Source organism: Photobacterium gaetbulicola (assembly GCF_003025515.1).
Taxonomy (GTDB): domain Bacteria; phylum Pseudomonadota; class Gammaproteobacteria; order Enterobacterales; family Vibrionaceae; genus Photobacterium; species Photobacterium gaetbulicola.
Genome location: NZ_PYME01000008.1, coordinates 52035 through 77779 on the forward strand (window position 1 = coordinate 52035; position 25745 = coordinate 77779).

Genomic DNA, 25745 nt, shown 5'->3' on the forward strand with positions numbered 1-25745 from the left:
AATGTGCTGATATAATTAGTTCGTTACTATTTTGTGAGCAGATGTGACGAATTGTCGGGGTACTCAGTCATAAATTGTCACCAGTGTGAGAAAACACGATCAAGCTAACTTCATTAATTTCCGCTAAGTCATTATGCTGTCACATAAACTGATGCCGTCGAGAGGAATATTCCGTGAAGCTTAATGATCCCCAATTATTGAAACAGGCCTGCTACGTGGCAGGTAACTGGGTGACCGCGATTGATGATGCCTGTTCATCGGTGACCAACCCTTCAACAGGAGAGTTGATAGCCACAGTACCTGCGTTGGGCAAACAGGAAACATCATCGGCTATTCATGCGGCCGATAAGGCTCAGGGCGACTGGGCGGCACGAACGGCAAAAGAGCGGGCGACAGTATTGCGCCGCTGGTATGAACTGATTGTCGAAAATACCGAAGATTTGGCAACCATCCTGACCTCTGAGCAAGGGAAACCGCTGGCGGAAGCCAAGGGGGAGATAACTTATGCCGCGAGCTTCGTCGAATGGTATGCCGAAGAAGCGAAACGCGCCTATGGTGAGTTAATACCTAGTCATAAACCAGATGCGCGAATTTTGGTTTCCAAGCAGCCGATTGGTGTGGTCGGGGCTATCACACCATGGAATTTCCCGGCCGCGATGATCACCCGTAAATGTGGTCCTGCCTTTGCTGCGGGTTGTGCGGTGGTACTCAAACCGGCGCCGGATACACCGCTGACGGCGCTGGCGCTGGCTGAGTTGGCCGGTAGAGCCGGGATCCCTGCCGGTTTGTTTAGCGTGATCACGGGCGATGCGGTAGCCATTGGCGGTGCGCTGACCGAAAGCCCGACAGTGAAGAAAATTTCGTTTACCGGTTCAACGGGTGTCGGCAAGCTCTTGATGTCGCAGTCGGCTGATACGGTGAAGAAGTTAGCCTTAGAACTGGGTGGCAACGCCCCGTTCATTGTGTGCGATGATGCTGATCTCGACAAAGCCATCGATGGCGTCATGATTGCCAAATTCCGCAATGCCGGGCAAACCTGCATTTGCGCCAACCGTATTTATGTCCATAACAGTATCTATGACGAGTTTGCAGCCAAGTTGGTCGACAGGGTCAAAGCTCTGAAAGTCGCTGATGGCTTTGAGCCCGGCGCGAACCTTGGGCCTCTGATCAATGCTGCCGCGGTCGAGAAAGTTCAAGCTCATGTCGACGATGCGCAGGCCAAGGGGGCTAAGCTCGCCTATGGTGAGCCCCAGCCAGAAGGTACCCATTTCTTCCCGCCGCAGGTATTGACGGAAATGGATGACACCATGCGGATTGCCACGGAAGAAACTTTTGGTCCGGTCGCAGCCTTGTTCCGCTTCAGTGACGACGCTGATGTGATCCGTCGGGCTAACCACACCAGCTCGGGACTGGCGGCCTATGCCTATACCCAATCACTGTCCCGTGCTTTTAAATTCAGCGAAGCACTGGAGTATGGGATGGTTGGTATCAATGAAGGCTTGATCTCCACTGAGGCCGCGCCTTTTGGTGGGGTTAAAGAGTCAGGCCTGGGCCGCGAAGGCGCAAGGCAAGGAATGGAAGATTTTCTGGAGACTAAATATACCCTAATGGGCGGTTTGTAGCTGAGTTAACTCCGATTAGGTGTTTAACAATTCAAGAGAATTTTTTAAACTTGCATGCATGACGAAACATTTCTTTCCTGCTTGCATGAAAGTAGAGATGGATTACAAGGCTCAGCCTGAGGAACAACCAATGACTAAAGCAAAAATCGGCATCGTGACTGTTAGCGACCGCGCCAGCGCAGGTGTTTATGAAGATATCTCTGGACAGGCGATTATCGATACATTGAATGACTACCTGACCTCGGAGTGGGAGCCAGTATACGAAGTTATTCCTGATGAGCAGGATGTGATTGAAGCGACGCTGATCAAAATGGCCGATGAGCAAGACTGCAGCCTTATTGTAACGACAGGCGGTACCGGTCCTGCTAAGCGTGACGTGACCCCAGAAGCTACTGAAGCGGTATGTGATCGCATGATGCCGGGCTTTGGTGAGCTGATGCGCGCTGAGTCGTTGAAGTTTGTACCGACCGCAATTCTGTCGCGCCAGACCGCTGGCCTTCGTGGCGATAGCTTGATTGTTAACCTGCCGGGTAAACCAAAATCGATTCGTGAATGCCTGGATGCCGTGTTCCCAGCTATTCCTTACTGTATCGATCTGATGGAAGGGCCATACCTCGAGTGTAACGAAGCGGTGATGAAGCCTTTCCGTCCGAAGAAAAAGTAAAGAACACTCAGTAGCTTGATTGATAAAACGCCGACGTTATTTGTCGGCGTTTTTGTATGTAATATTGGGTATTCGGCTAACAATGTTTCTTGTTCCGTACCCCTTCTATTGAATCACCCAGACTTATTTAAGGTAAACCACACTTCAGTAACGACTTCGCTGGTGACACCATCTTGTTCGGTAATCATCCGGTTTCCACCGATCCTTATGCGCTCGCCGTCAGACAAAGGTAATCGCGTTGACAGTTTCTGGACTGAGCGGATAAATCCCATTGTCTCGTCACTTGCAAATATTACGGAGGTGTCAAGAAAGACAGTATAATCTTTGTCAGGTATATCCGAACGTGTCACGAATATTGTGCTGTTATCTGCGCCGTCATCCCCCAGTTTAAAGGTGGCAGAATCTTCCATGTTGATTGCAAAAGTACTTCTTTGTTCATGACCGTGACCGACTCTGACTGGCTCAATAATGGCTTGGAACAGCGGGTTTTCTGATGCATCTATAGTCACAAAGTCATCGGCAATAACTGGACATGTAAAGGTCAACAGGCCTGTGATTAGAAAAAGTATCTTGTTCATCGATAACTAGCTCCCTCCAGCTAAATAACAGGTTGTAATATGCATGCTAACACATGGCCGTTGGGAAATGGGCCGAAGTGGAGGGATATTAGGCCAAGCAATACAAAACTACTGCCAGCCATTATAGGACAAAGGGTTCAGACTCCGATCCCTTTGTCAGCCCCTCGGTCGATTAACTGCTAGTGGCAACTTTTTGCTTGATGTTACCTTTAACTGGGCGGGCAAGTATTGTTCGTTTGAGCAGAGCAATTGAAAAAAGTTCATTGCGATTCCAGGGCAACAGTGAAACAAGACGCGCCATGGCGCAGTATCCAAATAGTACCTGGGCCCAAGTGCCTATCGTCGGGATCCAATATATCCAAGCCAGCCCCTCGAACTGTGCCAACAACAGCAACGATAAGTACCAGAATCGAACCTGTATCGGAAATGCGGTAATACTCCGTTTGTTGATGATAAAGTGGAGTAGATGAATGACGGTCAGGCCTATAGCAAACACAAACCCCATCGGATCGGCGATTACTCCGTAGCTAAGCAGTACAGCCGTTATCAGCCAGTATCTCCAGCCTGTATCATTTAGCTCTATCATGAACATCTGCCACTTCTCCATTTACCTTGCTAAATTAGGTTTTACTTATTTAGTTCATGCTATATTAGTTATGCCTTATTGACAATGATTGATGTCAATTACAGCTATCATCTTTATCAAAGAGCCCTCAGAGGGGAGTATTCCCAATGCGTACTTTACACGGCGTCATAACGGACTCGTTTAGAATTAGCATTGAAAACCTTGTTGTTACACTCAGCAGAGTCGCTACTCTTAACAACAACGTGCAAAGCTTTATTGTCATCGTAAGCTGCGATTGCTAGCTTAGGGTGACAAGGCGCTAGGAGAGACAAAATGAAGCTAAATAAAGTTGTTATTGCTTTGGCACTCGTGATGGCCACTTCATCTCCAGTCCATGCTGGCTGGGATGAGATCAAAGACGCTGCCTCTAAACTTGGCGAGGAAGTGGGTAAGGGCTCTAAAGAAGCTTGGGATTCCGTGTCGGATTTCTCCAAGGAGACTTGGGATTCTGTCTCGGAGTGGGGTGAGGATGCCTATAACACGGCGGGCGAGTGGACGGACGCCTCTATCGAGAAAAGCAAAGAGTGGCTGGATGTGGCCGATGCCAAGTTGGATGAGATGCTCGAGCCTGAGAGCCCGGAAGACGCTCGCCTGGCCTTGGATACCATGGCCGATACCGCTTTAGTGCGCCTATTCAACGAGCAGCCTTCAGCCAAATTGCTGTTTGATAGCGCCTATGGTTATGCGGTATTTGATTCGCGTAAGTTCTCTCTTATGCTCCATACCAACCAGGGCGCGGGTGTGGCGGTTAACCGCGAAACGGACAAACACACTTACATGAAGATGTTTGGTGCCGGGTTGGCCGTTGGCTTGGGGGGGAAATTCTACCAGCAAGTGATTTTCTTCGAAGACCAACACACCTTTGAGGGCTTTGTGACCGAAGGCTGGGAGGCAACTTCGGAAGCAGGCGTTGTGGCGGGTACTGAAAGCGCCGAGCTGACCGCCAAATACAATGGCGGTATGGCCATTTACCAAATTGGCGAGAAAGGCTTGTTGCTCGATGCCAATATCTCAGGATCGAAGTACTGGGTGGATACCGACTTGACTGAATAGCGCGGAACACCTGCGGATGATGAGTACTGAGCATCTATTGGCAGGTATTGGTTTTCGTACCGTTATTGCCTATATAACTGCTTTAGGTTGTAACCATTCATAGTCTTTATTTGATGCTTGTCCACAAAATTATCAATAGAGCCTGATAATTTTATTACTACGCGTTATGTTAAGTTCTAGTAGGCGTCAGACGTCTTTATATATAAACAAAAGTAAAAAAATCAGGCTAGAAATGGACACAAAACGTACTTGGGGATTTCTTTCGCTGCTAATCGGTAGCGTTTCTTTGATTTTTGGTTTTATTACCATCAGCGGAATGATTGGGCAGACACAGGTTGTCTCCAATATGGACACCTTCATTTCATCGGGGGGCGGGGACTATTTTCATGCATTCAGTCCCGATTATGCGGCAACGGAAATTAAGCATAAATACCAATTGCTGCTTAGTAGCGGTATCGCCATGATGGCTATCGGCGGACTGATGATGCGTGGCCAGTGGCAGCGATACTGAATATAACGGCTAGTCCATCACTTGGGGAAGACCTCAAGTTTAACTACACTACTTTCATGTATATCCAAGTGTCTTCAAGCAGATGAGCTCCTAAAGAGCGAGTTGGCTTGGTTCAACCAAGTCTCTGAAGCGACTTGGATATAAAGGGTAAGGTGACTTGCTCTCTATATGGAGGCGTGTGATGAAAGGCTTTATTAGTGGGCTACCCAAAGTTGAACTGCATCTTCACCTTGAAGGCACTCTTGAGCCAGAGTTGATGCTCGCGTTGGCCGAGCGGAACAATGTGGCACTTCCCTTTTCCTCAGTTGAGTCACTCAAGGCGGCTTATCAGTTTGATGATCTTCAAGCTTTTCTCAAGCTTTACTACCAAGGTGCGGCAGTACTGCGAACCGAACAAGATTTTTACGACCTCACTTATGCTTACCTAGAACGCTGCAAGAGAGAACATATTCTCCACACTGAGGTTTTCTTTGATCCCCAAACCCATAGTCAAAACGGTGTCGCTTTTGAAACCGTGATAGAAGGGATCATCCGTGCCCTGGCAGATGGCGAAGCTTGTCTGGGCGTCTCATCAGGCTTGATTATGTGCTTCTTACGGGATTTGCCGGAAGAGGACGCCATAGAGACCCTGAAGCAAGCGATATCCTATCGAGACGATATTATCGCTGTGGGGTTGGATTCGTCAGAGCTGGGTAATCCGCCGCAAAAGTTTGAGCGGGTTTTTGCTATGGCAAGGAACACCGGTTTTAGAACGGTCGCTCATGCCGGAGAGGAAGGCCCGGCAGAGTATATCTGGGAGGCGATCGAAGCACTCAATGTTGAGCGGATCGATCATGGCGTACGGTGCAGCGATGACCCCAAGCTGGTGGCATATTTAGCCGAGCATCAGCTTCCACTGACGGTGTGCCCGTTATCCAATGTGAAGCTCAAAGTGTTCGAAGATATCGGCTCTCACAATATTATCCAACTGTTTAGACAGGGAGTGCTGGTCACGATCAATTCAGATGATCCCGCTTACTTTGGTGGCTACCTCAATGATAACTTTTTGGCTGTTGCTAAAGCGTTCGATTTGACTAAACAGGAAGTCGCACAGATGAGTGAAAATGCGATCAGGGCAAGTTTTTTGAGTGCCGAGAGGAAACAGCAGCTTCAACAGAAATTAGATCATTATCTGGAAATCCAGTTCCGGCCGGTTATCTAAAAAAAACGCCTATCAAGTCCATGATAGGCGTAGCAATAAATCGATTAAGGAACAACATATTTGAAGTGCGAGAATCATACGATCCGGGTGAAAAACGTGCAACGATCGGTTATGTAAAAGTTGTATGTTGTTTTGTTAATTCTCTTTTTGTTGAGATAGTTAGCGTAGACTACACATTCAAACTTTTTATCCTTGCTGGGCTGCTCCCTAGTAAATGATTGTTTTTTAAGAGTTAACCCCCGCCTTGGTGCCAAAAGCATCACCTGGTATTTCGCCTTACAGGCAATATCACTCAGTTAAACAGTGATTTTACGGCTTTCTGCAATGTTAATAGCCAATTGGTTCTCGGCTTAATAGTGTGAGCGTGATCAACACCAATATAATAGCATTGCATGAACTGCTGGCGGATGATTTCAGCTTGCTGAGCATGATTGGCAGCGAGCTGCTGGCTGATCTCGGTGGCGTGATCATTGGCGTAGCTGAAGTCTATGCCGTTACATCCCTGACAGAGGAACCATATTTTGGCGATGGCTGTCACTTCTACTTCATTCATGGTGTGGAACTTCTGGGCATGTTGTTTACCAACATGCTGCTCGAATAGGGCATCCATTTCTGCAATTTTGCTTTGAGTTGCCTTAAATTCCCCCTGGGCTTGCTGGATGGACTGGGTGAATAAGCCAAGCGCAAGAGCATGCTGGGTTTTCTCTTGCTTTTGCTGGCAAATACGGAGGAAAAAGTCCGAGCGGAAATCGACGAAGTTGTCAGCAAATTCGCGTTCGCTATGACTCAACGGGAGTTGTTCAAAGCCAAATTCGTTCAATAAGTGTCGTAATGGTTTCATACTGAGTTATAGGTAAAAAGCGCTATAACCAGTATACGAAAATTAGAGCTAACTTTCTAAATCATTCACTTAGACTATAGATAACGGGATATATGCAATGTCCTATTCATCTAGAGGGATAAGTTATGTCAGGCTTTTATGAGTTATCTGCCAACAGAATCAACGGCGATAGTGTGGATATGAGTGAGTTTGCCGGGAAGGTGGTGCTGGTGGTCAATACCGCAAGTGAATGTGGATTTACGCCACAGTACAAGGGTTTGCAGGAGTTATTTGATAAATATCAGGAAAAAGGCTTAGTGATCCTTGGTTTTCCGTGTGACCAGTTTGGTGGACAGGAGCCAGGAGAGAATACTGAAATAGAACAAGTATGCCAGCTCAACTATGGGGTCAGTTTTCCGATGTTCGAAAAGGTGGATGTGAATGGGCCTGACAGCCACGAGGTGTTCAAATACCTTACCAGTGCCTTACCGGGCTTGATGGGCAAGAAGGTAAAATGGAACTTTACTAAGTTTTTGATTGGTCGTGACGGCAAACCCGTGAAGCGCTATGCGCCAACGAAAACGCCGAAGGCGATAGAAAACGACATCGTCAGGGCGCTTGGACGATAGGCAATTAGACCCAGTTAGCCCGCTTGTGGTCTCTCATAGGCTAACGATGTGGGCTGATCAATGATTCAGGGACTAAGCGGATGGTTCTTGGTATAGGGTGTAGTAGATATCAAGGCTTTTGGGTTGCCTGAATTGGATGAGGTGCTCAACGGTAGATTGCTTGGCCTGAAAGTGATAATCGTTATAAATATCAATGAGCTCCTCAATGGCTTTGTACCGACCACTTTTTTGTTTTTGCTCGGTGAGGTAGCGATTGAAAAAAGCCAACTGAACAGAAGAGTCATTAAAGTTGCCGAGTTGATCTTGCAGCACTTTAAGCTGTGCAACTTGCTGTTCGGTGTTAATCGTTGATAGCAGGGGGGTAAAATACTCTAATAAATAGCGGAATTTTTTGCAGTCGATACGGAGTTGATGAATGATGGCATCATTACTGTTGGCATCAATATTATGGCATTGGCTTTCGATCTGCTTGAATTGGTGCCACAAAAAACTATGTGCTGTTGTTTTACTTCCTAGTTGGCCCTCAATGGTGGGATTGGCCCGCATCCGTTCCAGCTGTGTTAGTACTTGCTTACACGATGATTCGTATGTTCCCGACTTTAGCCACCCTTTTAGGTATTTGAGTGACGTTTGCCGTTGCGACTGGAGATCATCAAAGAAGCGAGTCAACCCTTTGTGATGCTGATGGTCAAGCAGTGAAAAGTATTGCTCCATGTTCAACAAGAACACATCCAGGTCTCGCATCAAGTTGGTTTGCTGCATCAGCTGCTTCAAATTTGTTTTCAGTATGTCCTTTTCTTGGCGGTGGAATAGTGGCTTCAGTAGGCTGATCAGCGCACGGCTTCTTCTCAACGCAACGCGGTATTGATGAATAAACTCTTCGTGATCATCACGGATGATACCCAGCTCGTGCTTTCTGGCATGTTCGAACTCACTGACGAGAAAGTGGTAAGTAGGTAGATAAATTTCTACTTCAGGAGAGAGTTGTACCGCTGGTTTCTTTCGTTTCGGTAGCTTGAGCTGATCCCGCTTTGTCACTGTCATAACACACACCCTCCTTCATTAATAACTGTAGTGTTAAATTTCCTCTTTGGTGATGAGACAAGCAAAGTCTCACTGGCAAATCAGAACAAAACAAAAACTGAGACGGTAAGATTGCGTCTGGGTAAGATGTGGTTGGCAAGGTGGGTTTACAAAGTCATTTTACAGTTTTGCAATATGGTTTGCGGCACGAATTTCTCATCCATTTAGAGAGCTGCTAATTCTTTAGATAAGGTCATTGACCGCATTGATTTAAGCAGATAAGGATGATGAAGATGATTGAGAACCCACTAGGAACAGATGGCTTTGAGTTTGTGGAATATACCGCCCCAACCCCCGAAGGGATCGCAAATCTCAAACAACTCTTTCACGAGATGGGGTTTGCCGAAGTGGCCAAGCACAAGCACAAATCTGTCTGGCTATACCGCCAAGGTGATATCAATTTTATCGTCAACGGGGAATCACACTCGCAAGCTGCCGGCTTTGCTGGGGTTCACGGTGCGAGTGTCAATGCGATGGCATTTCGGGTTGCCGATTCTGCTCAAGCCCTGGCTTATGCTGTAGAAAAAGGCGCAACCGCATGCCCGCCACAGGCTGGTCCGATGGAGCTGAATATTCCAGCTATCTATGGCATTGGCGAATCATTGATTTATTTGGTTGACCGATACGGAGAGAGCAACATCTATGATATTGACTTTGATTTTTATCCAGACTACCAGGCTCGAATGCAAGACCGAGATGCCGGTCTGCTGGTAATTGACCACCTTACCCATAATGTCAAACAGGGTAACATGGACTTATGGGCAAGTTTTTACGAGCGTATTGCCAATTTTCGCGAAATAAGACATTTTGATATAAAGGGCAAAATGACAGGCCTGCTGTCGCGAGCGATGACCGCCCCGTGCGGAAAAATACGGATCCCGATCAATGAATCCCGTGATGATAAATCCCAGATAGCAGAATACCTGGATCAATATAAAGGTGAAGGGATCCAGCATATTGCCATGAGTACCGATGATATCTTTGCAACCGTATCAACACTGAAGGCGGGCGGTTTGATATTTATGGATACGCCCGATACCTACTATGAGGGGATCAACCAGCGCTTACCCGGCCATCATGAAGATGTCGCCAGGCTTAATCAGCTGAAGATACTGATAGACGGCGATGAAACGGGTATTTTATTGCAGATCTTTACTGATACAGTCATCGGCCCGGTGTTCTTCGAAATCATTCAGCGCAAAGGCAACGAAGGTTTTGGTGAAGGGAATTTCCAAGCCTTGTTTGAATCCATAGAGCTAGATCAGATACGCCGTGGGGTCTTGGTGCAGGATGATGAGAGTTGAAAGAAAACGCCTCTGAGGAAACTCAGAGGCGTTATTATTTTTATTCTGGTAGCTTGTGGGCAATACCTGCGTGACAATCAATACATGTCAGGCCACGTGCTTCCATTGTCTGGTGACGTCGTGACGCGTTGCGAGATTGATTTTCAAAGTCCATTTGCGTCACATCATGACAATAGCGGCACTGCTTAGAGTCATTTTCTTTGAATTCGTGAGTGACCTTCTCGGCAAGGCGAGGGCGGTGCTCCGATTCAAAGTTCTCAAGGTTAATTTTTCCGGTGATCATATGAATGATATCAACACTAGCACCAATTTTGAGGGCTACTTTCGGGAAAAATTCCTGAGGGACGTGACAGTCGCTACAGGTCGCCGCTACCACCCCTTTGGTATTGGTAAAGTGTGGTGACGCTTCATACTCTTCAACGATAGTATCCATGCCAACATGACAGCCATAACAGAAATCATTGTTATTGGTGTAGGTCATGCCGAAGTGGAAACCACCTAACGCAAAGGCGCCTAAAATAAAAGCGAGGATGCCGCCAAGCGGAATACCCAATAGCCATTTTTTGCTTGGCTTACTCCATAAGCCCTTTTTTGGTTGAGGGTTACTCAAGGTGTTTCCCTCTATTATTGGTAGCTAGCGTAGTATTCAACCACAGCTTTGATGTCGTCATCGCTCATGGCTTTAATCGCATCAACCATGCTCTTGTCAGCATCGCGCTGGCCATTTTTGTATTCCATCATAGTCGCCAATAGGTAACCTTTTTTCTGGCCCGCTAGAATAGAAGCTTCATCAAATGGGTCACTGCCGCCGTCAGCGTGGCAGCGAGCACAGCTCTTGTCGTGAAGCTCTTTACCCACGGCCGCTAGGTCGGCATCGAATGGCTGCTGAGCACGGACAAAAGGTAGTTCGGCATAGTGAGCGGCTAGAGCTTCGATCTGATCTTCGCTAAGTGATTCAACAATGGTCGCCATGTCATCAGTCTTACTGGTATCACCATGAACATAGTTCACGGTTTTGGCCGGGCGGCCATCCAGATACTGCATCATTTGATCGCTGAGGTTCCACTCAGGGATACCGGCAATGGTAGGAATATCAGTTTGAGTACTGACCCCAGCAGGGCCGTGGCAAGACTCACAGCTCTGGATCAGTTCATCTGAAAGAGCGTGGGCGTTAAATGCAATAAAACTAGAAGATAGAGCAATGAACAAAGCTGTTTTTTTTGTTTTTTTTAAAATCGACATACAAGCAAACTCCGCAGCAACAATTATTTTCAAAATTATTATATTCTAATAGAAAAAGTGTGGTTATGATAAATTGTAAATAATCATTAAGGGTTAGTTTGTTTTTGCTTGGTTATAGTTAATGGCGGTTTAGTGCTAATAATTTATCTGTTTTATATGTTTTAAATATATATCAAATAAAGCTATGACAGATTTGTGAAATTCATTAATCAACTTATCTTATTGATAATTAAGATATATATCAGATGGTGCTTTATGATTATTTGCGACTAAATCACTGTTTTGTAAGGGTTAATCATGTTGCACGGGAAAGCTGTACTTTTGGATTGAAAGTCACTAAATCCGTGCTTGACATATTATCGCCAGGCTGTTAATGGAGGGGGTTGGTTTAGATTGAATACTTAAAATATAAAATGTTCAGGGGCGCTGATTAATATTTTAAAGAGCGATAGCAAATGAGACAAAGATCAAACTCTCGTACTTGATGCTCGAATGTTTCATCTGCGAGGTATCTATGAATGGCCATTGATACATTTTGCATATAGGTAATCATTTAATTTTAAGCTTACTTTGCTGATTATTGATATGCATATTGTTGAGTTGGTTTTCACTTAGGTGCTTGTTGGGAGGATTGTTCATCGTGTGTCGTTATTGCGATCAGTACCATTGCTGCTGCTTGGATAGAGATATTAGTGCCCGTTTAGTCCAATAAGAATAAATCCTCATCAAGGAAAAAAAGATGAAGATACTAAAAGCAATGTGGGTTGTATTGCTATGTGGCTTGCTTGCAGCATGTAATACAGACAAAAAAGATCAAAATACGCCGCCACCGATACAAGGTGACTTCACGGTCAATGTCAGCACACCAAAGCTGAAGACTCTAGAAACCGGTGAGACGAAACTGGTGGTCGACTTTACCGTCCATGACGGGTTTGGCCAGCCGTACCAGTTTGACTTGAGTCGACCTTTTAGAATTGCGGTACTGAAGGCGATGCCGGAACGTAGCTCTAGCAATCGCGATGGTAACAGCTACTGGAAAAGTTTCCATCACTCCAGTCGTTCACCATTCAAAGCTGAAATGGAGCAGGTCAAGGATGGTGTTCTGGAACAAAAGGACGGTGGGTATTCCTACACCTTCGCCATTCCAGACATCATGAAAGTGGTCGACCCGTATATTGTCGATTCCGTTGACAACGAAGGCTTTATTGCCTGGGATGCCGACAAGCTGCACCGCATCGTCATGGCCTATGGTCAGGAAGGCTACGGCTTTACCCATGTCCATGAGTGGGTGCCTGACCCATCCGCGGCAGTGGAAACGGTGTCGAGAAATATTATCGAGTTTGAGAACTGTGAAAGCTGCCACATGGGTGAACCTTTATACCATAACAGCTCAAACGGTGATTATCGTGCCATTGACAACAATTTCGCGGTCTGTGCAGCCTGTCACAACGACAGTAACCCGGGTGCCGCGCCTAGCCGTCGCCCGTTGTCGGCGATCGTGCACCAGAAACACGGTAACATCTTCCAGGTTGGTAGCGATAAAGAGCCGGTCGTAGACGAAGAAGGTAACCCTGTTGTCGTTGGCAGCCCGTTCCCACAGGATGCCCGTAACTGTACCACCTGCCACAACGACGTGTCGGAGAAAACACCGGATGCTAACAACTGGTTCGAGCACCCGAGCCAGCAGACCTGTGAGACCTGCCATCTAGTTCGAGATACCCAAGGTAGCCAAGCTGGAGGTGCACACCCTTATCAACTAGGTACTAACTGGGAAGGTAAGACTAGCTGTACTGGGTGTCACAAGCCGTATAACGATGACGGTTCGGATGCTTCACGTAGCGCACGCAGTGTCCACCTGGGACGCCTTGACAATCTGGAGATGGCGCGCGACTTGGTTGATATTGCCATCGAAGAAGCCAGCTTCTCTGCTTCGACCTACCATGTACGTGCCCGCGTCATGCTAGATGGTCGCGGTATCGAAGCGATGTCGGAACTGACGCCATTTATCAAGACTGGTAAGGCTTACTTGCTGATCAACTGGGATAATGGTCAGGGTGCAGAAATCGGTTATTCGTCACCGCTGAACTTTGTTGCGGCAAATACCATTAACCTCGCCAGCGATGCGTGTACCGCGGAAGGCAATGGGTGGTTTAGCTGTAGCAAAACTTTCGGTGAAGACGACAAGCAGCCTGAAGCCGGTTCTATCTTGACCGTATCGGTTGCTGAGATGCCGCTGTGTGCCGATCGCCGTAGTGGTGAGCTGAAAGAATGTGCTTCGTTTACTGATTTTGAAAACATCAACAACCGTGGCCTGATTGCTGCCAATACCACAACCGCTTCATTTGACCAAAGTGGCTTTGGCGACAATCACCAGTTTGTCTTTGGCGCTGAAAAGGAACTGTGTTCGACCTGTCACGAGGGCTTCACCATCCACCTAGAAAACCATGCTGCGACAGAGCTGTACCAATGTGCAAGCTGTCACAATGCTGAGCGTGTCTCTTGGTACGATGGGATCCCTGGCGATCTGAAATATCATGTTCACTCGTTCCACGCCTTTGGTTCGAAGCGCGAAGGCGGTTCTGACTTCCCTGGTGCACTGAACAACTGTGAGTCGTGCCACACCGCTGAGCAGTACCACCTGCCAAACCAGCAGAATGCCCGTCCGTCGGCGATCAATGTTGGTGGCGAAGCGAAGTACTTCAGCCCGGCGTTGGTGACCTGTGGTAGCTGTCACTTGGAGTCTGCCTTGGGCAAGGTAAACACCAGCAACCCGGCTCTCGGTGATAAAGCTATCAGCCACATGCTGCGCAATGGCGCGGTGTTTGCGGCAGATAGTGCCGCAGAGGCAACCGGTATTGAGCAATGTGCATCATGTCATGGCGTTGGTCAGGAAGCCGGTGTTGATCGTGTCCATAACATCTACGACTACCGTTAAGTGAGCTTATCCGGGGGCATGCCCCCGGATAACTGTTGGAAAATAGGAAACTCTAATGAATACAACAATTCAGCGGTGGCTCGTAGCGGTGATGCTCGCCTTGGCGGGCATGGTTGCGTCGGTGCATGCCGCAGATGTTGATCCTCGTGAAGAGATCGAGACGGTGTTGGATCAGAAGTTCAGTGATGGCAAATATTCCCGCCAGGGGGCTGATGGCTGTATGCGTTGTCATGACGATCAGTCTGACAAGCCTGCGACAGGGATTTTTGACAATATTCACGGAATGGCTGCCAACAAGCATGGCCCGATGAGCGACAGGCAATGTGAAGCTTGTCATGGTCCGGCTGGCAATCACCCTCGAAACCCTCGCGGGGGTCAGATGCGCGAGCCGATGATTACATTCGGCCCTGATTCGCCGGTGTCATCGGAGAAGCAGAACAGCGTGTGTCTGTCGTGTCATACCGATTCAAGCCGATCGGCCTGGCACAGCAGCGAGCACGCGTTTGAAGATCTGTCTTGTTCGAGCTGTCATAAGGTTCACCAGAAGGATGATCCTATGATGACGCCGAAGCTACAGGTTGAAACCTGTACCTCGTGTCACTCGAAAACAAAATCGGATCTCCACAAACGCACCAGCCACCCGATCCTAAACGGTGATATGCAGTGTTCGAGCTGTCACGATCCGCACCAGACGGTGAATGAGTACAGCCTGAACTTCTCATCGATCAACGAAACCTGCTATGACTGCCATGCCGAAAAGCGTGGTCCGTTCTTGTGGGAGCATGAGCCGGTGACGGAAGACTGTACCTTGTGTCACAACCCGCATGGTTCGATCAACAGCGGAATGCTGGACAAGCGCCTTCCTCAGTTGTGTCAGGATTGTCACAAGGTGCCTCACGCCAATGTTGATATCCCAGAGAATGATCTGCGAGTGCGGGGAGGAAGCTGTATGAACTGTCATAACCAGGTCCACGGCTCCAACCACCCTCGTGGAAGCGCATTGAGATACTAAGGAGAGTGTCATGAAATTATCTCCATTATGGTTATCAATCACTGCAGCATTGGCTTTCCCTGCGCTGGCGCAGGGAGACTATGCTCTGCAGAATGCCGGCGAGGCTGATACCAGCCGTTGGCGTTGCAGTGATTGCAGTAGTGATGGCGAGTGGACTGGAACCGTCGGCTTTGGCGCTGGTTATAGCGACAATGGCGGTTCAACCCGGTTTAACAACTGGGTGCCGGCAAATACCGGCGAAGGCATGGTCGGCAGTTTCAATGCTGATCTTGAGCGGCATGATGATGATGGCTTCTACCAGAAGGTAAAGGTTGAGGACTTGGGCTTTGACCGCTTTCTCTTGGAGGGCGAGATCGGCCATTACGACGGGCTAAGGGTACGGGGTAGTTACAGTGAAACGCCTTACTACTGGAACAACTCAAGTCTGAGTGCCTACAGCGGTAGCAGCAATGTTCAGACATCGGGTGACTTGAAAGCATTCGATAAGTCAGTGACGCGCAAGAAACTCGATTTGGGTGTGAAATATACACCGCATACGCCTTGGCGCCCCTATGCCGATATGACCTTTGAGAAGAAAGAAGGGACGAAATCCTTCTATACCTCTACGGTCCCAGGTGTGGGTAGTGTGCCGGGTTATATGCAAAAGCCGATTGAGCATGAGACGTTGAATGCAAGTGCTGGACTGAGCTATTTGGAAGAGCGCTGGATGGTGGATTTCGCCTACCGTACCTCGATCTTCAGGAATGACTATACGGCACTGTATTACGGGCCGAGTAGCGATCCCTACGTGAACCAGTTCTCGCTGGAGCCGGATAATGAGTTCCATCAGCTGGCATTGTCAGGCAACTACCGCTGGGACAGGCAGAGCCTTAACAGCCGTATCATGTGGTCTCAGGCCACCTCTGATGGTGGTCTGGATGCCTTCCCGGATGCTCATAACAGGAAGAGCAACTTCAAGGGTCATGTGAATACGTGGCAGGTGGATGCTAACTACCTCAACCGGTTGACCCGCAAAACCAGCCTGAAAGTGACGGCAGATTATCGTGATCGCGATGATCGCTCTGATCTTGATGCGTTGGTGGGGGTGACCCGGACAGAGTATGACCGTACCCAAAGCCGCCTGGGCACTGCTGTTGATCATCGCTTCAGCCGCTCGTTGCGCATGAGTGCCGGTTACGACTACCGGTATGATAAGCGCGAATATGCCGATCGTGAGAGAACCGAAGACCATACGGTGTACCTGAGCGCTCGCTATCGCCCTGACGCCGACTGGAGTGCCGGTGCTAAGCTGTCCTACCAGACACGGGACGGCTCTGATTGGCACAACTCGAGCAGTACAGATGTGAATCTGCGCCAATACTATCTGGCGGATCGCGATCGCATCGAACTTCGCGGTGATGCCAACTATGACGTTAGCGAAAACGTTCAGCTAACAGCTGAGGCCTGGTATGCCGACGAGCAATACCCGACCCCGGATGTTGGTATGAGTGAGGGGCAGGACTACGGGTATGATTTGGGTATCAATGTCTATCTAGAAAACGATACCACGGGCTATGCCTATTATAACCAGCAGTCTATTCGTTCCGAGCAGCAGCACGCCAATAGTAATGAGCCTGACTGGGGTCGATACTCGACCTCGATTGAGGATGACATTACAACGGTCGGTATTGGTTTGAGTCGTGATAACCTGTTCTCCAAGAAGTTGGATATCGCGCTGGACTACAGTTACCACTATGGTCGGGGACGAACGGATACCACAGGTTCTGGTTACCGTTACCCGAACAACAGTTCCAAAGGACACCGTGTTGAGCTGAAAGGCGATTACCGTCTCAATGAGAACCAGACTATTCGCGTTGATATGCGATACGAGAACTTCTCTGAGGACGACTACCTGTTTAATGGCGAAACGGCCAATATGGGGGATGTCAATCAGAAATACGACGGCTACTTTGGTTTTGTGACCTGGGAATACCGTTACTGATAAGTGTTCACGCATGATAAAAGACCGGCCTTGGCCGGTCTTTTTTTTGCCTGAGCCGTGCGGGTGGCATGCTGCTGGGAATGATTCACCCTGTGATGTGACTGAAAGTGAGTTACAAAATGTAAGGGTGGAATGCGTCGCAAGCGGAGGTGTTTTGTTGTTCGCCTGTAAAGCGAGATCTGAGTCTCTTATTGGTTTTGGTTGATAGTGTGAAAATGCCTGATGTGTGACATGTATCACTAAGTGAGCGATAGTTGTTCGTCATGAAATTGTGATATCGGTCGATATATAGTAATTGACAAAATTGGAATTAGAGATTTGTAGCAAAGTTTCATTACAGAGTTGCAATAAAGATCACGGAGAAAAAAGTTTGGAGGGGCGTTTCGGGGATGTAGCTCACAAAAAACCCGTCATCAGATCGGTTTAAAAATTCTGTGTTAGATTAATTGGGTACTAAGCAATTGGACGGTTTTGGCGAACCGTACCTAACACAAAATCTATAACTGAACATCAGACGGGGAATCGATATGATATCACCAGATGCAAAGATCAAGATACAAAATTTTGGTCGTTTCTTATCTAACATGGTGATGCCTAACATTGGCGCATTCATTGCGTGGGGCTTCATCACAGCACTTTTCATTCCAACAGGTTGGTTTCCGAACGAAGAACTAGCTAAGTTGGTCGGTCCTATGATCACTTACTTGCTGCCGCTACTCATTGGTTATACCGGTGGTAAATTGGTCGGTGGTGAACGTGGTGCCGTAGTGGGTGCCATTACAACCATCGGTGTGATTGTCGGTACCGATATCCCGATGTTCATGGGCGCCATGATGGTGGGACCACTGGGCGGCTGGGCAATCAAGCGCTTCGACAGCTGGGTTGACGGCAAAGTGAAGAGCGGTTTCGAGATGTTGGTGAACAACTTCTCTGCCGGTATCCTTGGTATGCTATGTGCCATTCTTGCCTTCTACATGATTGGTCCATTCGTGAAGGTATTGTCATCAGCATTGGCTGGTGGGGTAAACATGCTGGTGAGTGCAGGCCTGCTTCCTCTGACCTCAATTTTTGTCGAGCCAGCGAAGATCCTGTTCCTCAACAATGCCATTAACCACGGTATCTTCTCGCCGCTGGGCATCCAGCAGGCCAATGAAATGGGTCAGTCAATCTTCTTCTTGATTGAAGCAAACCCAGGTCCAGGTCTTGGCATTCTTTTGGCATACATGGTGTTCGGTCGCGGTACGGCGAAACAAACGGCGGGCGGTGCATCAATCATCCACTTCTTCGGTGGTATCCACGAGATTTACTTCCCATACATCCTGATGAACCCACGTTTAATCCTGGCGGTTATCGCAGGTGGTATGGCGGGTGTATTCACCCTGACAGTATTCGATGCAGGTATTGTGTCTCCAGCATCACCGGGCTCTATCTTCGCAATCTTGCTGATGACTCCTAAAGCGTCATTTGTCGGGGTAATCCTTTCCGTTATCGCTGCAACATCCGTGTCTTTCTGTGTTGCTGCACTGCTGATGAAAACGCAGAAAGTGACAGACGAAGAGGGTGACGATCTCGCTGAGGCAACGAGCAAGATGAAAGGTATGAAAGCCTCGTCTAAAGGCTCTCCAGCAACCGTACTTGCTCAATCAGAATTCAATCTAGCCAACGTGCGCAACATCATCGTCGCTTGTGATGCCGGTATGGGCTCCAGTGCGATGGGTGCCAGCCTACTACGTAAAAAAGTTCAGGAAGCTGGCCTTAATATCAGTGTAACCAACTGTGCTATCAATAGCTTGCCGCAAGAGGTGGATATCGTGATTACTCATAAAGATTTGACCGAGCGTGCCCGTAAGCATGCTGCCAATGCCCAGCACCTATCGCTAACAAACTTCCTTGATAGCCAGGTGTACAACGACCTAGTAACAAGCATTGTTGCTGCAAGCAGCCCAGCAGCGGCTAACGATGGCGAGATGGTAAAAGTCTCTCCGGTGGCAGCCAACGACGACAGCTATGTGGAGCAGCCAATGCAGGTGTTCCAGATCCAAGCTGAGAATATCCACCTTGGCCTCAAGGCGAACAGCAAAGAAGACGCTATTCGTTATGCCGGAGAACAGCTAGTCAAACTGGGCTATGCCCAAGACGAATATGTTGATGCCATGTTCGAGCGTGAAAAACTGGTTCCGACGTACCTTGGCGAATCCATCGCGGTACCGCACGGTACGGTGGAAGCCAAAGACAAGGTAATGAAAACCGGCATTATTATCTGCCAATACCAAGACGGTGTGCAGTTTACTGAAGACGAGGACGATGTGGCGAAACTGGTCATCGGTATCGCAGCCAAGAACGATGAACACATTCAGGTACTTACTACCATCACCAATGCACTCGATGATCCAGAGGCGATTGAGCGCTTGACCACGACCAGTGATGTCAACGAAGTGCTAGAAATCCTAGCCGGCGAGAAGGCCGCTTAACCCCCCATCATTGAGTCACAACGAGGCCGGTGTTCCCCCTCCGGCCTCAACCCTCTAGCGCTTTATTAGAACAAGTTCTTAGGTAGGAATTATTATGAAAGCAGTACATTTTGGTGCAGGTAACATCGGGCGTGGTTTTATTGGTAAGTTGCTGGCAGACGCGAATGTGGCCGTGACTTTTGCCGACGTTGACGAGCCGTTGGTTGACCAACTTAGCCATGACCAGTCATACAAGGTAAAAGTGGTGGGTAGCGAGTGTAAAATTGATACCGTTACCCATGTCACGGCGGTTAACTCAGCCAGCCAAGATGTGATTGACCAGATCATCCACACCGACATGGTAACTACCGCGGTAGGTCCTAACGTGTTGGATATCATTGCCAAAACCATTGCCACTGGTCTAACACACCGTTTCGAGTCTGGTAACAATAATCCGCTAAACATCATCGCCTGTGAAAACATGGTGCGCGGTACGACTCACCTTAAACAAGAGATTTACAAGCACCTCAATAGCATTTACCACGGTCAGGCTGATGAACTGGTGGGCTTTGTCGATTCAGCGGTTGACCGCATCGTTCCGCCATCAGAAGCGGCCAATGATGACCCATTGGAAGTAACAGTAGAAAGCTTTAGCGAGTGGATTGTCGACAAACAGCAATTCAAAGGTGATATCCCAGCCATCGAAGGCATGGAAACGACTGATAACCTGATGGCCTTTGTAGAGCGTAAGCTGTTTACCCTGAATACCGGCCATATCGTTACCGCTTACCTTGGTGCCTTGAAAGGTCACGAGACGGTTCGTGATGCGATTGAAGACCAAGAAATTTATGACCAAGTAAAAGCCGCCATGCAAGAAAGCGGTGAAGTGCTGGTCCGCCGCTACGGGTTTGATCGTGATATGCACAATGCCTATATTGATAAGATCCTTAGCCGCTTTGCCAACCCATATTTGCGTGATGAAATCGACCGTGTTGGCCGCCAGCCAATCCGTAAACTGGGTGCGAATGATCGTCTGATCAAGCCGTTGCTGGGCACAATGGAGTACGGTGTTGAAAATAGCACTTTGCTAAAAGGGATTGCTGCAGCATTCAAATACACCAATGACACGGATCCACAGGCAATCGAGCTGCAGGCGTCGCTCAAAGATATCGGTTTGCGCCCGACATTGGCAAAATATACCGGCCTTGATGCTGTCGGTGAAGAAGCCAAACAGATTGAGGCACTTTTCCAGTCTCTGTAATGAATACAAAATAAAGGAGGTGCAATGCGCCTCCTTTTCTTATTGGCATTAGGGATAAGTCATGAAATATACGAGGAGCAAATACAGTATTGGCGATATGGTTATCGTCAATCTCGGGATGATTGACCCTGACTTCGGGCAGGAAATTTGCGGATGGGTTGGTACTGTCGAAAAGTGTCGTTTCATACCAGAGGCAGGCTACATTTACACGGTACGCTGGAGTGATGAAACACTTGAGAAAAATAACGTATTAAAGGTTTCATGCAATGAGCTTGGGCTAGATTTTGAAACCATGCAATTGCTTGAAAGAGACCTTTCTTTGTATTTATCTGTGCGGGGTAAGCGGTTTATTCGGGAATGCCTGACTTTAGCAAGGCGGGATAGGGCGCTTTCATATGCTGGTTTTGTTTTTTGCTAACTGGACTTTGGATATTTATGTGTTTAAAAACACATGAAATACCTAAGTTTACTTGAAGTAACTTGGCTGTAAACAATGTTCGACTTGGGTATAGTGGTCAAAGAAAGACAATGATGGGATGACTTATGCTTTCACCAACAACGAAAATTAAAATTCACAGCTTCGGCCGCTTTCTTACCAATATGGTATTGCCAAATATTGGTGCATTTATCGCCTGGGGCTTTCTTACCGCCCTGTTTATCCCGACCGGTTGGTGGCCGAACGAAACGATAGCCCAGCTTGTCGAACCCATGATCATCTATTTGCTACCGCTGTTGATTGGTTACTCCGGGGGGAAATTGGTGGGTGGCGAGCGCGGTGCCGTGGTAGGGGCCGTGACGACCATGGGAGCTATTGTCGGTACCGATATTCCAATGTTCATGGGGGCAATGATCCTCGGACCTATGGGCGGTTGGATCATCAAGAAGTTCGATCAGGCTGTCGAAGGCAAGGTCAAAAGCGGCTTTGAAATGCTGGTGAATAACTTTTCGTCCGGTATCGTTGGCATGATTTGCGCCATTATTGCTTTTTTCATGATTGGCCCGGCGGTCAAAATTATTTCAGTTGCTTTGGCCGCTGGTGTGAATGCCATGATTAGTGCTGGCCTGTTACCGTTGACGTCCATTTTTGTTGAGCCGGCCAAAGTTCTATTTTTGAATAACGCGATTAACCACGGGATCTTCTCGCCGCTTGGGGTGCAGCAGGTTCGCGAAGCCGGGGAGTCGATTTTTTTCCTGATAGAGGCCAATCCGGGACCGGGGCTGGGGATATTGCTTGCGTATATGGTGTTTGGCAAGGGAATGGCGAAGCAGACCGCCGGGGGAGCCTCTATTATCCACTTTCTAGGTGGGATCCATGAAATCTACTTCCCGTACATTTTGATGAAGCCTCGCCTCATTATCGCGGCGATTGCTGGCGGAATGGCTGGGGTGTTCGTATTGTCATTTTTCGAAGCCGGCATGGTCTCCCCAGCTTCACCTGGCTCGATTTTTGCGATTCTATTGTTAACGCCAAAATCCTCATTGCTAGGTGTCGTACTATCCATTGTTTCGGCGACGGTGGTTTCTTTCCTTGTTGCTGGGGTGTTGTTGAAAACAGAATCGAATGCGGAAGAGAGAAGCAAAAAAACGCCAGAATAGGCATCTTAAAGTGAAATAGTGTCTATCGAGATGGTACAATTACTTTTATAACAACAGGTTAAGGAGGCTATTGCTATCCTTTTGTTACAGAGATACTTAACTTATGGCACATAGTGACCAAGAATCTGACATTTTAGAGCGTCTAAATGATGCCCCAACCGTACGTGGTTTTTTTATCACCTCTGTAGAGGTGTTTGATGAGGCGGTTGAAAATTTGATCCAGCGTATTTTCCGCAAAGATGATTTTGCGGTGAAGTCAGTTGTCGAGCCGTTATTGAGCCAATCGGGCCCGCTCGGCGAGCTTTCGGTACGCTTAAAGTTGCTATTTGGCTTAGGCGTGGTCGACGATGATGTGTACCACGACATCGAAGCGATTATCAAACTACGTGATTTTTTGAATAAAGAGGGTAAAGAGTACAGCTTTACTGAGCCTGCGATACTAGAGCCGGTTAAACAATTACACATGGTACAGAAAATGGGGGTGGTGTTGCTGGATGTTGCCCCGCCCGATGATGAGACTGACATTACTTTCTATCAGATGCAGCTTGCCAGGCAGGAGCAAGTGATTAAATCCGCGATGGCATTGGCTGTATCTGGTATATGCGGCGAGCTAGATAAAGAGAGTCCTTTCTAATTGCTCTGTTTTCCTGACGTTAACCCTAACTTTTAGCCTGTTTTACTTTTCATTTTTACACTCTGTGCAGATAATGAGGAGTAAGATGAAGCTAAAACGGGTTAGTAGTGGATAAAAGAAAACGTGTAACGATAGCCGATATTGCCAAACTGGCAGGGGTCTCCAAAACAACTGCAAGTATGGTGCTTAATGGCAGGGCATCGACTTTTCGGATCAAAGATGAGACTCGCGAACGGGTCTTGGCGGTGGCAAAAGAGCAAAATTACTCGCCGAATGTTCATGCTAAATCTCTGCAAGCTAAACGCTCCGATGCGATTGGCTTGGTAATACCGGATCTCACCAACTTTGGCTTTGCCTCTATTTCTCGAGAGCTGGAACGGTTATGCCGTGAAGCGGGATTGCAGCTATTTATTGCCTGCTCCGAGGATAATCCCGATATCGAACAGCAAGTTGTGGAAGGGTTGGTCAAGCGTCAGGTTGACGGGTTGATCGTTGCATCGAGCAAGACCGATGATGAGTACTACCAAAACCTGACCAAACAGATCCCTGTATTGCAACTCGACCGCCATATTGGACAGTCATCCCTGCCTATGGTGATCACCGACGCTGCAAAAGTGACCGCCGAATTGATCTGTAAAACGGCTGAGTCAGTTGAAGAGTTCTACTATTTTGGTGGTCAGTTGGAATTATCACCCAGCCGCCACCGTATAGCAGGCTTCAAATTGGGGTTGAATAGGGCGGGTTTGGATCTGGATGAAAGCTGGATCCGCCATCACGATTATCAAACCGAGTCAGGTTATATGTTGATGGAGCAACTCCACAAAGAGCTTGGCCGTCTGCCTCAGGCACTGTTTACTGCCTCCTACACCCTTCTTGAGGGGGTGCTTCGCTACCTGAATGAACATAACCTATTAAACGCATTGTTAAACAAAGAGATGCGACTGGTGACTTTCGATAACCACGATCTTTTGGATTGCCTTCCACTGAACATTGATTCGATAGCTCAGAATAGTGAAGAGTTAGCGAAACGCAGTTTTCAACTTATTCAGCTATTGATGTATAGTCAAAATGTTAGCCCGACGGCTTTTGCATTGGATGCGAAGATCCGCTGGCGTAGTTAATTACACACTTTTGAATCTATTCATATTAAGGGCTGCTTCGCAGCCTTTTCTATACCCGCCTATTAAATAATCCCCTATAGGAATCTTTTGCGATCTGAATATGTGTAAGTGAAGACATATTGGCGGATCACACTTTTGCATAAAATGTCATTGCGATCACAAAGCTAAACTGTTTTAGCACCTTTTTCTCGATCTGCTAAAACAGTTTAGCAATAATCACCACGAACACAATGATTAGCATATATAACAATTATCCGGAGTATATTTATGATACGCAGTGGTCTATTTAAACTGTCCCTCGCGGCTTTAGCGGTAGCAACGTCTTTCACAGCAACTGCAGGGATCAGCATCGTTGATAATGAGCAAGGCAATTTCTCTATCGGCGGTGATGTCGAGTTTGATTTCAACTACCAAGATAACGACAAAGCCGATCAGCTAAACCGTGGCAAGGATTCCAACTACAACCAAACCGGTCGTGTCCTCGTTGAATTTGCTGGTGAGCGCAAGACTGAAAGTGGTCACTACCTAGCCATCAAAGCCCAGCCTTTGATGGATTCAAACGGCGAAGTAAACCTTGATGATGCCTACTTCTCGTTCGGTAAACAGGGGGGCTGGGATCTTCGCATGGGGCGTTTCGAAGCCTATGATATGTTCCCTGTCGGTCAGGATACGTTCTTGGAATATTCAGGTGACACTGCCAATGATCTGTACCGTGATGGCGCAGGTTATGTTTACCAGATGAAAGAAGCCCGTGGCCGTGCAACATCAGCAGGTCAGCTAATGTACAGCCAGAGCTTCGATAACCTTTATATTGAGCTTGCAAGTGTGATCGGTGAGCGTGCGGACCTGTTTGGCACAAATACCTCTGATGAAAAAGTGACATACCATGGTCGTGAAGTTGAGTCGAACAAAGATGCGATTGTATTACGTCCGGTTGTCGCTTATCTGATGGGGGATTTCCGCATCGCCGGTGCCATTGAAGCGAACCTGGTTAAAGACGCGGTAATTGATAGCGAAGGTAATGATGTTAGCGACCGTATCGGTTATGGCTTAACTGCGAACTATACACTTAATGATCTTTCAGTTAATGCTAACGTTGCTTACCTTGATGCGCTTAATGAAAAAGATACTTCGGTAGGCCTTAACGTATTGTGGAAGGGTTTCGGTATTGGTTATGTATACGGTGTGAATGACTTCGATGCGAAATCGGGTTTCTATGATGGCAAAGTGAAAATTGACACTTTCTACGCATCGTATGAGTTTGCCAATGTATTGGATGTGGAAGACTTCTCCATTTACCTCGGTGCGTTCCACACCAGCTTGAATGAAGAAGGCACACGTTTGAATGATGGTGCAATGTTCAGTGAGCTAGACGACAAGGGTGCTCGTGTACGCTTCAAGTACTTCTTCTAATTGATACCTG

General features: G+C 47.7%; 22 protein-coding genes and 1 pseudogene. 17 read left to right on the forward strand and 6 right to left on the reverse strand.

Features of this window, described 5'->3' with window-relative positions:
- The first annotated feature begins 173 nt into the window (after window positions 1-173).
- Both C9J03_RS08905 and mog read left to right on the forward strand, forming a co-directional pair.
- The gene (locus C9J03_RS08905) at window positions 174-1622 is read left to right on the forward strand and encodes an NAD-dependent succinate-semialdehyde dehydrogenase (RefSeq protein ID WP_044620724.1); all 1449 of its coding nucleotides are present in this window, start codon (window positions 174-176) and stop codon (window positions 1620-1622) included.
- A 130-nt stretch (window positions 1623-1752) separates the two neighbouring features.
- Window positions 1753-2286, forward strand: a complete 534-nt coding sequence (gene mog, locus C9J03_RS08910) for a molybdopterin adenylyltransferase (protein ID WP_039465743.1) — start codon at window positions 1753-1755, stop codon at window positions 2284-2286.
- A 113-nt stretch (window positions 2287-2399) separates the two neighbouring features.
- Here mog and C9J03_RS08915 read toward each other — a convergent pair whose 3' ends face one another.
- Both C9J03_RS08915 and C9J03_RS08920 read right to left on the reverse strand, forming a co-directional pair.
- On the reverse strand, window positions 2400-2864 hold the full coding sequence (locus tag C9J03_RS08915; RefSeq protein WP_044620725.1) for a hypothetical protein: 465 nt from the start codon (window positions 2862-2864) through the stop codon (window positions 2400-2402).
- A 172-nt stretch (window positions 2865-3036) separates the two neighbouring features.
- On the reverse strand, window positions 3037-3471 hold the full coding sequence (locus C9J03_RS08920) for a hypothetical protein (protein WP_197078565.1): 435 nt from the start codon (window positions 3469-3471) through the stop codon (window positions 3037-3039).
- Between the two features lie 291 nt (window positions 3472-3762).
- Here C9J03_RS08920 and C9J03_RS08925 point away from each other — a divergent pair, with 291 nt between their 5' ends.
- The 3 genes from C9J03_RS08925 (at window position 3763) to C9J03_RS08935 (ending at window position 6254) form a co-directional block, all read left to right on the forward strand.
- Window positions 3763-4542 carry a lipid-binding SYLF domain-containing protein gene (locus tag C9J03_RS08925; RefSeq protein WP_044620726.1) on the forward strand — a complete coding sequence of 260 codons (780 nt, stop codon included), beginning with the start codon at window positions 3763-3765 and terminating at the stop codon, window positions 4540-4542.
- A gap of 232 nt (window positions 4543-4774) precedes the next feature.
- Entirely contained in the window at window positions 4775-5053 is a 279-nt protein-coding gene (locus tag C9J03_RS08930) for a hypothetical protein (protein WP_039465613.1), read from the forward strand.
- A 181-nt stretch (window positions 5054-5234) separates the two neighbouring features.
- Entirely contained in the window at window positions 5235-6254 is a 1020-nt protein-coding gene (locus C9J03_RS08935; protein WP_044620727.1) for an adenosine deaminase, read from the forward strand.
- A 292-nt stretch (window positions 6255-6546) separates the two neighbouring features.
- Here the strand turns inward: C9J03_RS08935 and C9J03_RS08940 are convergent, their stop codons facing one another.
- Window positions 6547-7095, reverse strand: coding sequence for a hypothetical protein (locus C9J03_RS08940; RefSeq protein WP_044620728.1), 549 nt, complete (start codon window positions 7093-7095; stop codon window positions 6547-6549).
- Between the two features lie 125 nt (window positions 7096-7220).
- Between C9J03_RS08940 and C9J03_RS08945 the strand changes: the two genes are divergently transcribed.
- Complete coding sequence (locus C9J03_RS08945) at window positions 7221-7703, forward strand: glutathione peroxidase (RefSeq protein WP_044620729.1); 483 nt, start codon at window positions 7221-7223, stop codon at window positions 7701-7703.
- A 72-nt stretch (window positions 7704-7775) separates the two neighbouring features.
- On the opposite strand, the gene C9J03_RS08950 is transcribed toward C9J03_RS08945, so the two are convergent.
- Window positions 7776-8747 (reverse strand): CHAD domain-containing protein, encoded by a 972-nt coding sequence (locus C9J03_RS08950; RefSeq protein ID WP_044620730.1) that lies wholly within the window; start codon window positions 8745-8747, stop codon window positions 7776-7778.
- Window positions 8748-9013: 266 nt separating this feature from the next.
- Between C9J03_RS08950 and hppD the strand changes: the two genes are divergently transcribed.
- Window positions 9014-10090: a 4-hydroxyphenylpyruvate dioxygenase gene (gene hppD / locus C9J03_RS08955; protein ID WP_197078575.1), complete on the forward strand. Its 1077-nt coding sequence runs from the start codon at window positions 9014-9016 to the stop codon at window positions 10088-10090.
- Between the two features lie 40 nt (window positions 10091-10130).
- Here hppD and C9J03_RS08960 read toward each other — a convergent pair whose 3' ends face one another.
- Together C9J03_RS08960 and C9J03_RS08965 are read right to left on the reverse strand one after the other, a co-directional pair.
- The gene (locus tag C9J03_RS08960; protein ID WP_044620732.1) at window positions 10131-10700 is read right to left on the reverse strand and encodes a NapC/NirT family cytochrome c; all 570 of its coding nucleotides are present in this window, start codon (window positions 10698-10700) and stop codon (window positions 10131-10133) included.
- Between the two features lie 14 nt (window positions 10701-10714).
- A complete protein-coding gene (locus tag C9J03_RS08965; RefSeq protein ID WP_044620733.1) occupies window positions 10715-11332 on the reverse strand; it encodes a c-type cytochrome in 618 nt (205 codons plus the stop codon).
- A gap of 739 nt (window positions 11333-12071) precedes the next feature.
- Between C9J03_RS08965 and C9J03_RS08970 the strand changes: the two genes are divergently transcribed.
- The 10 genes and pseudogenes from C9J03_RS08970 (at window position 12072) to C9J03_RS09015 (ending at window position 25735) form a co-directional block, all read left to right on the forward strand.
- Complete coding sequence (locus tag C9J03_RS08970) at window positions 12072-14267, forward strand: OmcA/MtrC family decaheme c-type cytochrome (RefSeq protein ID WP_107291692.1); 2196 nt, start codon at window positions 12072-12074, stop codon at window positions 14265-14267.
- 55 nt (window positions 14268-14322) lie between these two features.
- Window positions 14323-15279 (forward strand): DmsE family decaheme c-type cytochrome, encoded by a 957-nt coding sequence (locus C9J03_RS08975; RefSeq protein WP_044620734.1) that lies wholly within the window; start codon window positions 14323-14325, stop codon window positions 15277-15279.
- A 10-nt stretch (window positions 15280-15289) separates the two neighbouring features.
- Complete coding sequence (locus C9J03_RS08980; RefSeq protein WP_044620735.1) at window positions 15290-17260, forward strand: MtrB/PioB family decaheme-associated outer membrane protein; 1971 nt, start codon at window positions 15290-15292, stop codon at window positions 17258-17260.
- A 527-nt stretch (window positions 17261-17787) separates the two neighbouring features.
- The gene (locus tag C9J03_RS08985; protein ID WP_044620736.1) at window positions 17788-19731 is read left to right on the forward strand and encodes a PTS mannitol transporter subunit IICBA; all 1944 of its coding nucleotides are present in this window, start codon (window positions 17788-17790) and stop codon (window positions 19729-19731) included.
- Window positions 19732-19825: 94 nt separating this feature from the next.
- Window positions 19826-20971 carry a mannitol-1-phosphate 5-dehydrogenase gene (locus C9J03_RS08990; protein ID WP_044620737.1) on the forward strand — a complete coding sequence of 382 codons (1146 nt, stop codon included), beginning with the start codon at window positions 19826-19828 and terminating at the stop codon, window positions 20969-20971.
- A 61-nt stretch (window positions 20972-21032) separates the two neighbouring features.
- The gene (locus C9J03_RS08995; RefSeq protein WP_044620738.1) at window positions 21033-21389 is read left to right on the forward strand and encodes a hypothetical protein; all 357 of its coding nucleotides are present in this window, start codon (window positions 21033-21035) and stop codon (window positions 21387-21389) included.
- Between the two features lie 125 nt (window positions 21390-21514).
- Window positions 21515-22543, forward strand: a pseudogene (locus C9J03_RS09000) (PTS mannitol transporter subunit IICBA); the annotation flags it as partial.
- A gap of 127 nt (window positions 22544-22670) precedes the next feature.
- Window positions 22671-23201 carry an MltR family transcriptional regulator gene (locus tag C9J03_RS09005; RefSeq protein ID WP_044620739.1) on the forward strand — a complete coding sequence of 177 codons (531 nt, stop codon included), beginning with the start codon at window positions 22671-22673 and terminating at the stop codon, window positions 23199-23201.
- 107 nt (window positions 23202-23308) lie between these two features.
- Window positions 23309-24322: a LacI family DNA-binding transcriptional regulator gene (locus C9J03_RS09010; RefSeq protein ID WP_044620740.1), complete on the forward strand. Its 1014-nt coding sequence runs from the start codon at window positions 23309-23311 to the stop codon at window positions 24320-24322.
- 267 nt (window positions 24323-24589) lie between these two features.
- Window positions 24590-25735 (forward strand): carbohydrate porin, encoded by a 1146-nt coding sequence (locus C9J03_RS09015; RefSeq protein ID WP_044620741.1) that lies wholly within the window; start codon window positions 24590-24592, stop codon window positions 25733-25735.
- The last annotated feature ends 10 nt before the right edge of the window (window positions 25736-25745 follow it).

What these genes read in the sequence shown, in the direction of transcription:
- mog (WP_039465743.1), top strand. Translation starts at nt 1,753, where the DNA reads ATGACTAAAGCAAAAATCGGCATCGTGACTGTTAGCGACCGCGCCAGC.
- C9J03_RS08915 (WP_044620725.1), bottom strand. Translation starts at nt 2,864, where the DNA reads ATGAACAAGATACTTTTTCTAATCACAGGCCTGTTGACCTTTACATGT.
- C9J03_RS08920 (WP_197078565.1), bottom strand. Translation starts at nt 3,471, where the DNA reads ATGGAGAAGTGGCAGATGTTCATGATAGAGCTAAATGATACAGGCTGG.
- C9J03_RS08925 (WP_044620726.1), top strand. Translation starts at nt 3,763, where the DNA reads ATGAAGCTAAATAAAGTTGTTATTGCTTTGGCACTCGTGATGGCCACT.
- C9J03_RS08930 (WP_039465613.1), top strand. Translation starts at nt 4,775, where the DNA reads ATGGACACAAAACGTACTTGGGGATTTCTTTCGCTGCTAATCGGTAGC.
- C9J03_RS08935 (WP_044620727.1), top strand. Translation starts at nt 5,235, where the DNA reads ATGAAAGGCTTTATTAGTGGGCTACCCAAAGTTGAACTGCATCTTCAC.
- C9J03_RS08940 (WP_044620728.1), bottom strand. Translation starts at nt 7,095, where the DNA reads ATGAAACCATTACGACACTTATTGAACGAATTTGGCTTTGAACAACTC.
- C9J03_RS08945 (WP_044620729.1), top strand. Translation starts at nt 7,221, where the DNA reads ATGTCAGGCTTTTATGAGTTATCTGCCAACAGAATCAACGGCGATAGT.
- C9J03_RS08950 (WP_044620730.1), bottom strand. Translation starts at nt 8,747, where the DNA reads ATGACAGTGACAAAGCGGGATCAGCTCAAGCTACCGAAACGAAAGAAA.
- hppD (WP_197078575.1), top strand. Translation starts at nt 9,014, where the DNA reads ATGAAGATGATTGAGAACCCACTAGGAACAGATGGCTTTGAGTTTGTG.
- C9J03_RS08965 (WP_044620733.1), bottom strand. Translation starts at nt 11,332, where the DNA reads ATGTCGATTTTAAAAAAAACAAAAAAAACAGCTTTGTTCATTGCTCTA.
- C9J03_RS08970 (WP_107291692.1), top strand. Translation starts at nt 12,072, where the DNA reads ATGAAGATACTAAAAGCAATGTGGGTTGTATTGCTATGTGGCTTGCTT.
- C9J03_RS08975 (WP_044620734.1), top strand. Translation starts at nt 14,323, where the DNA reads ATGAATACAACAATTCAGCGGTGGCTCGTAGCGGTGATGCTCGCCTTG.
- C9J03_RS08980 (WP_044620735.1), top strand. Translation starts at nt 15,290, where the DNA reads ATGAAATTATCTCCATTATGGTTATCAATCACTGCAGCATTGGCTTTC.
- C9J03_RS08985 (WP_044620736.1), top strand. Translation starts at nt 17,788, where the DNA reads ATGATATCACCAGATGCAAAGATCAAGATACAAAATTTTGGTCGTTTC.
- C9J03_RS08990 (WP_044620737.1), top strand. Translation starts at nt 19,826, where the DNA reads ATGAAAGCAGTACATTTTGGTGCAGGTAACATCGGGCGTGGTTTTATT.
- C9J03_RS08995 (WP_044620738.1), top strand. Translation starts at nt 21,033, where the DNA reads ATGAAATATACGAGGAGCAAATACAGTATTGGCGATATGGTTATCGTC.
- C9J03_RS09005 (WP_044620739.1), top strand. Translation starts at nt 22,671, where the DNA reads ATGGCACATAGTGACCAAGAATCTGACATTTTAGAGCGTCTAAATGAT.
- C9J03_RS09015 (WP_044620741.1), top strand. Translation starts at nt 24,590, where the DNA reads ATGATACGCAGTGGTCTATTTAAACTGTCCCTCGCGGCTTTAGCGGTA.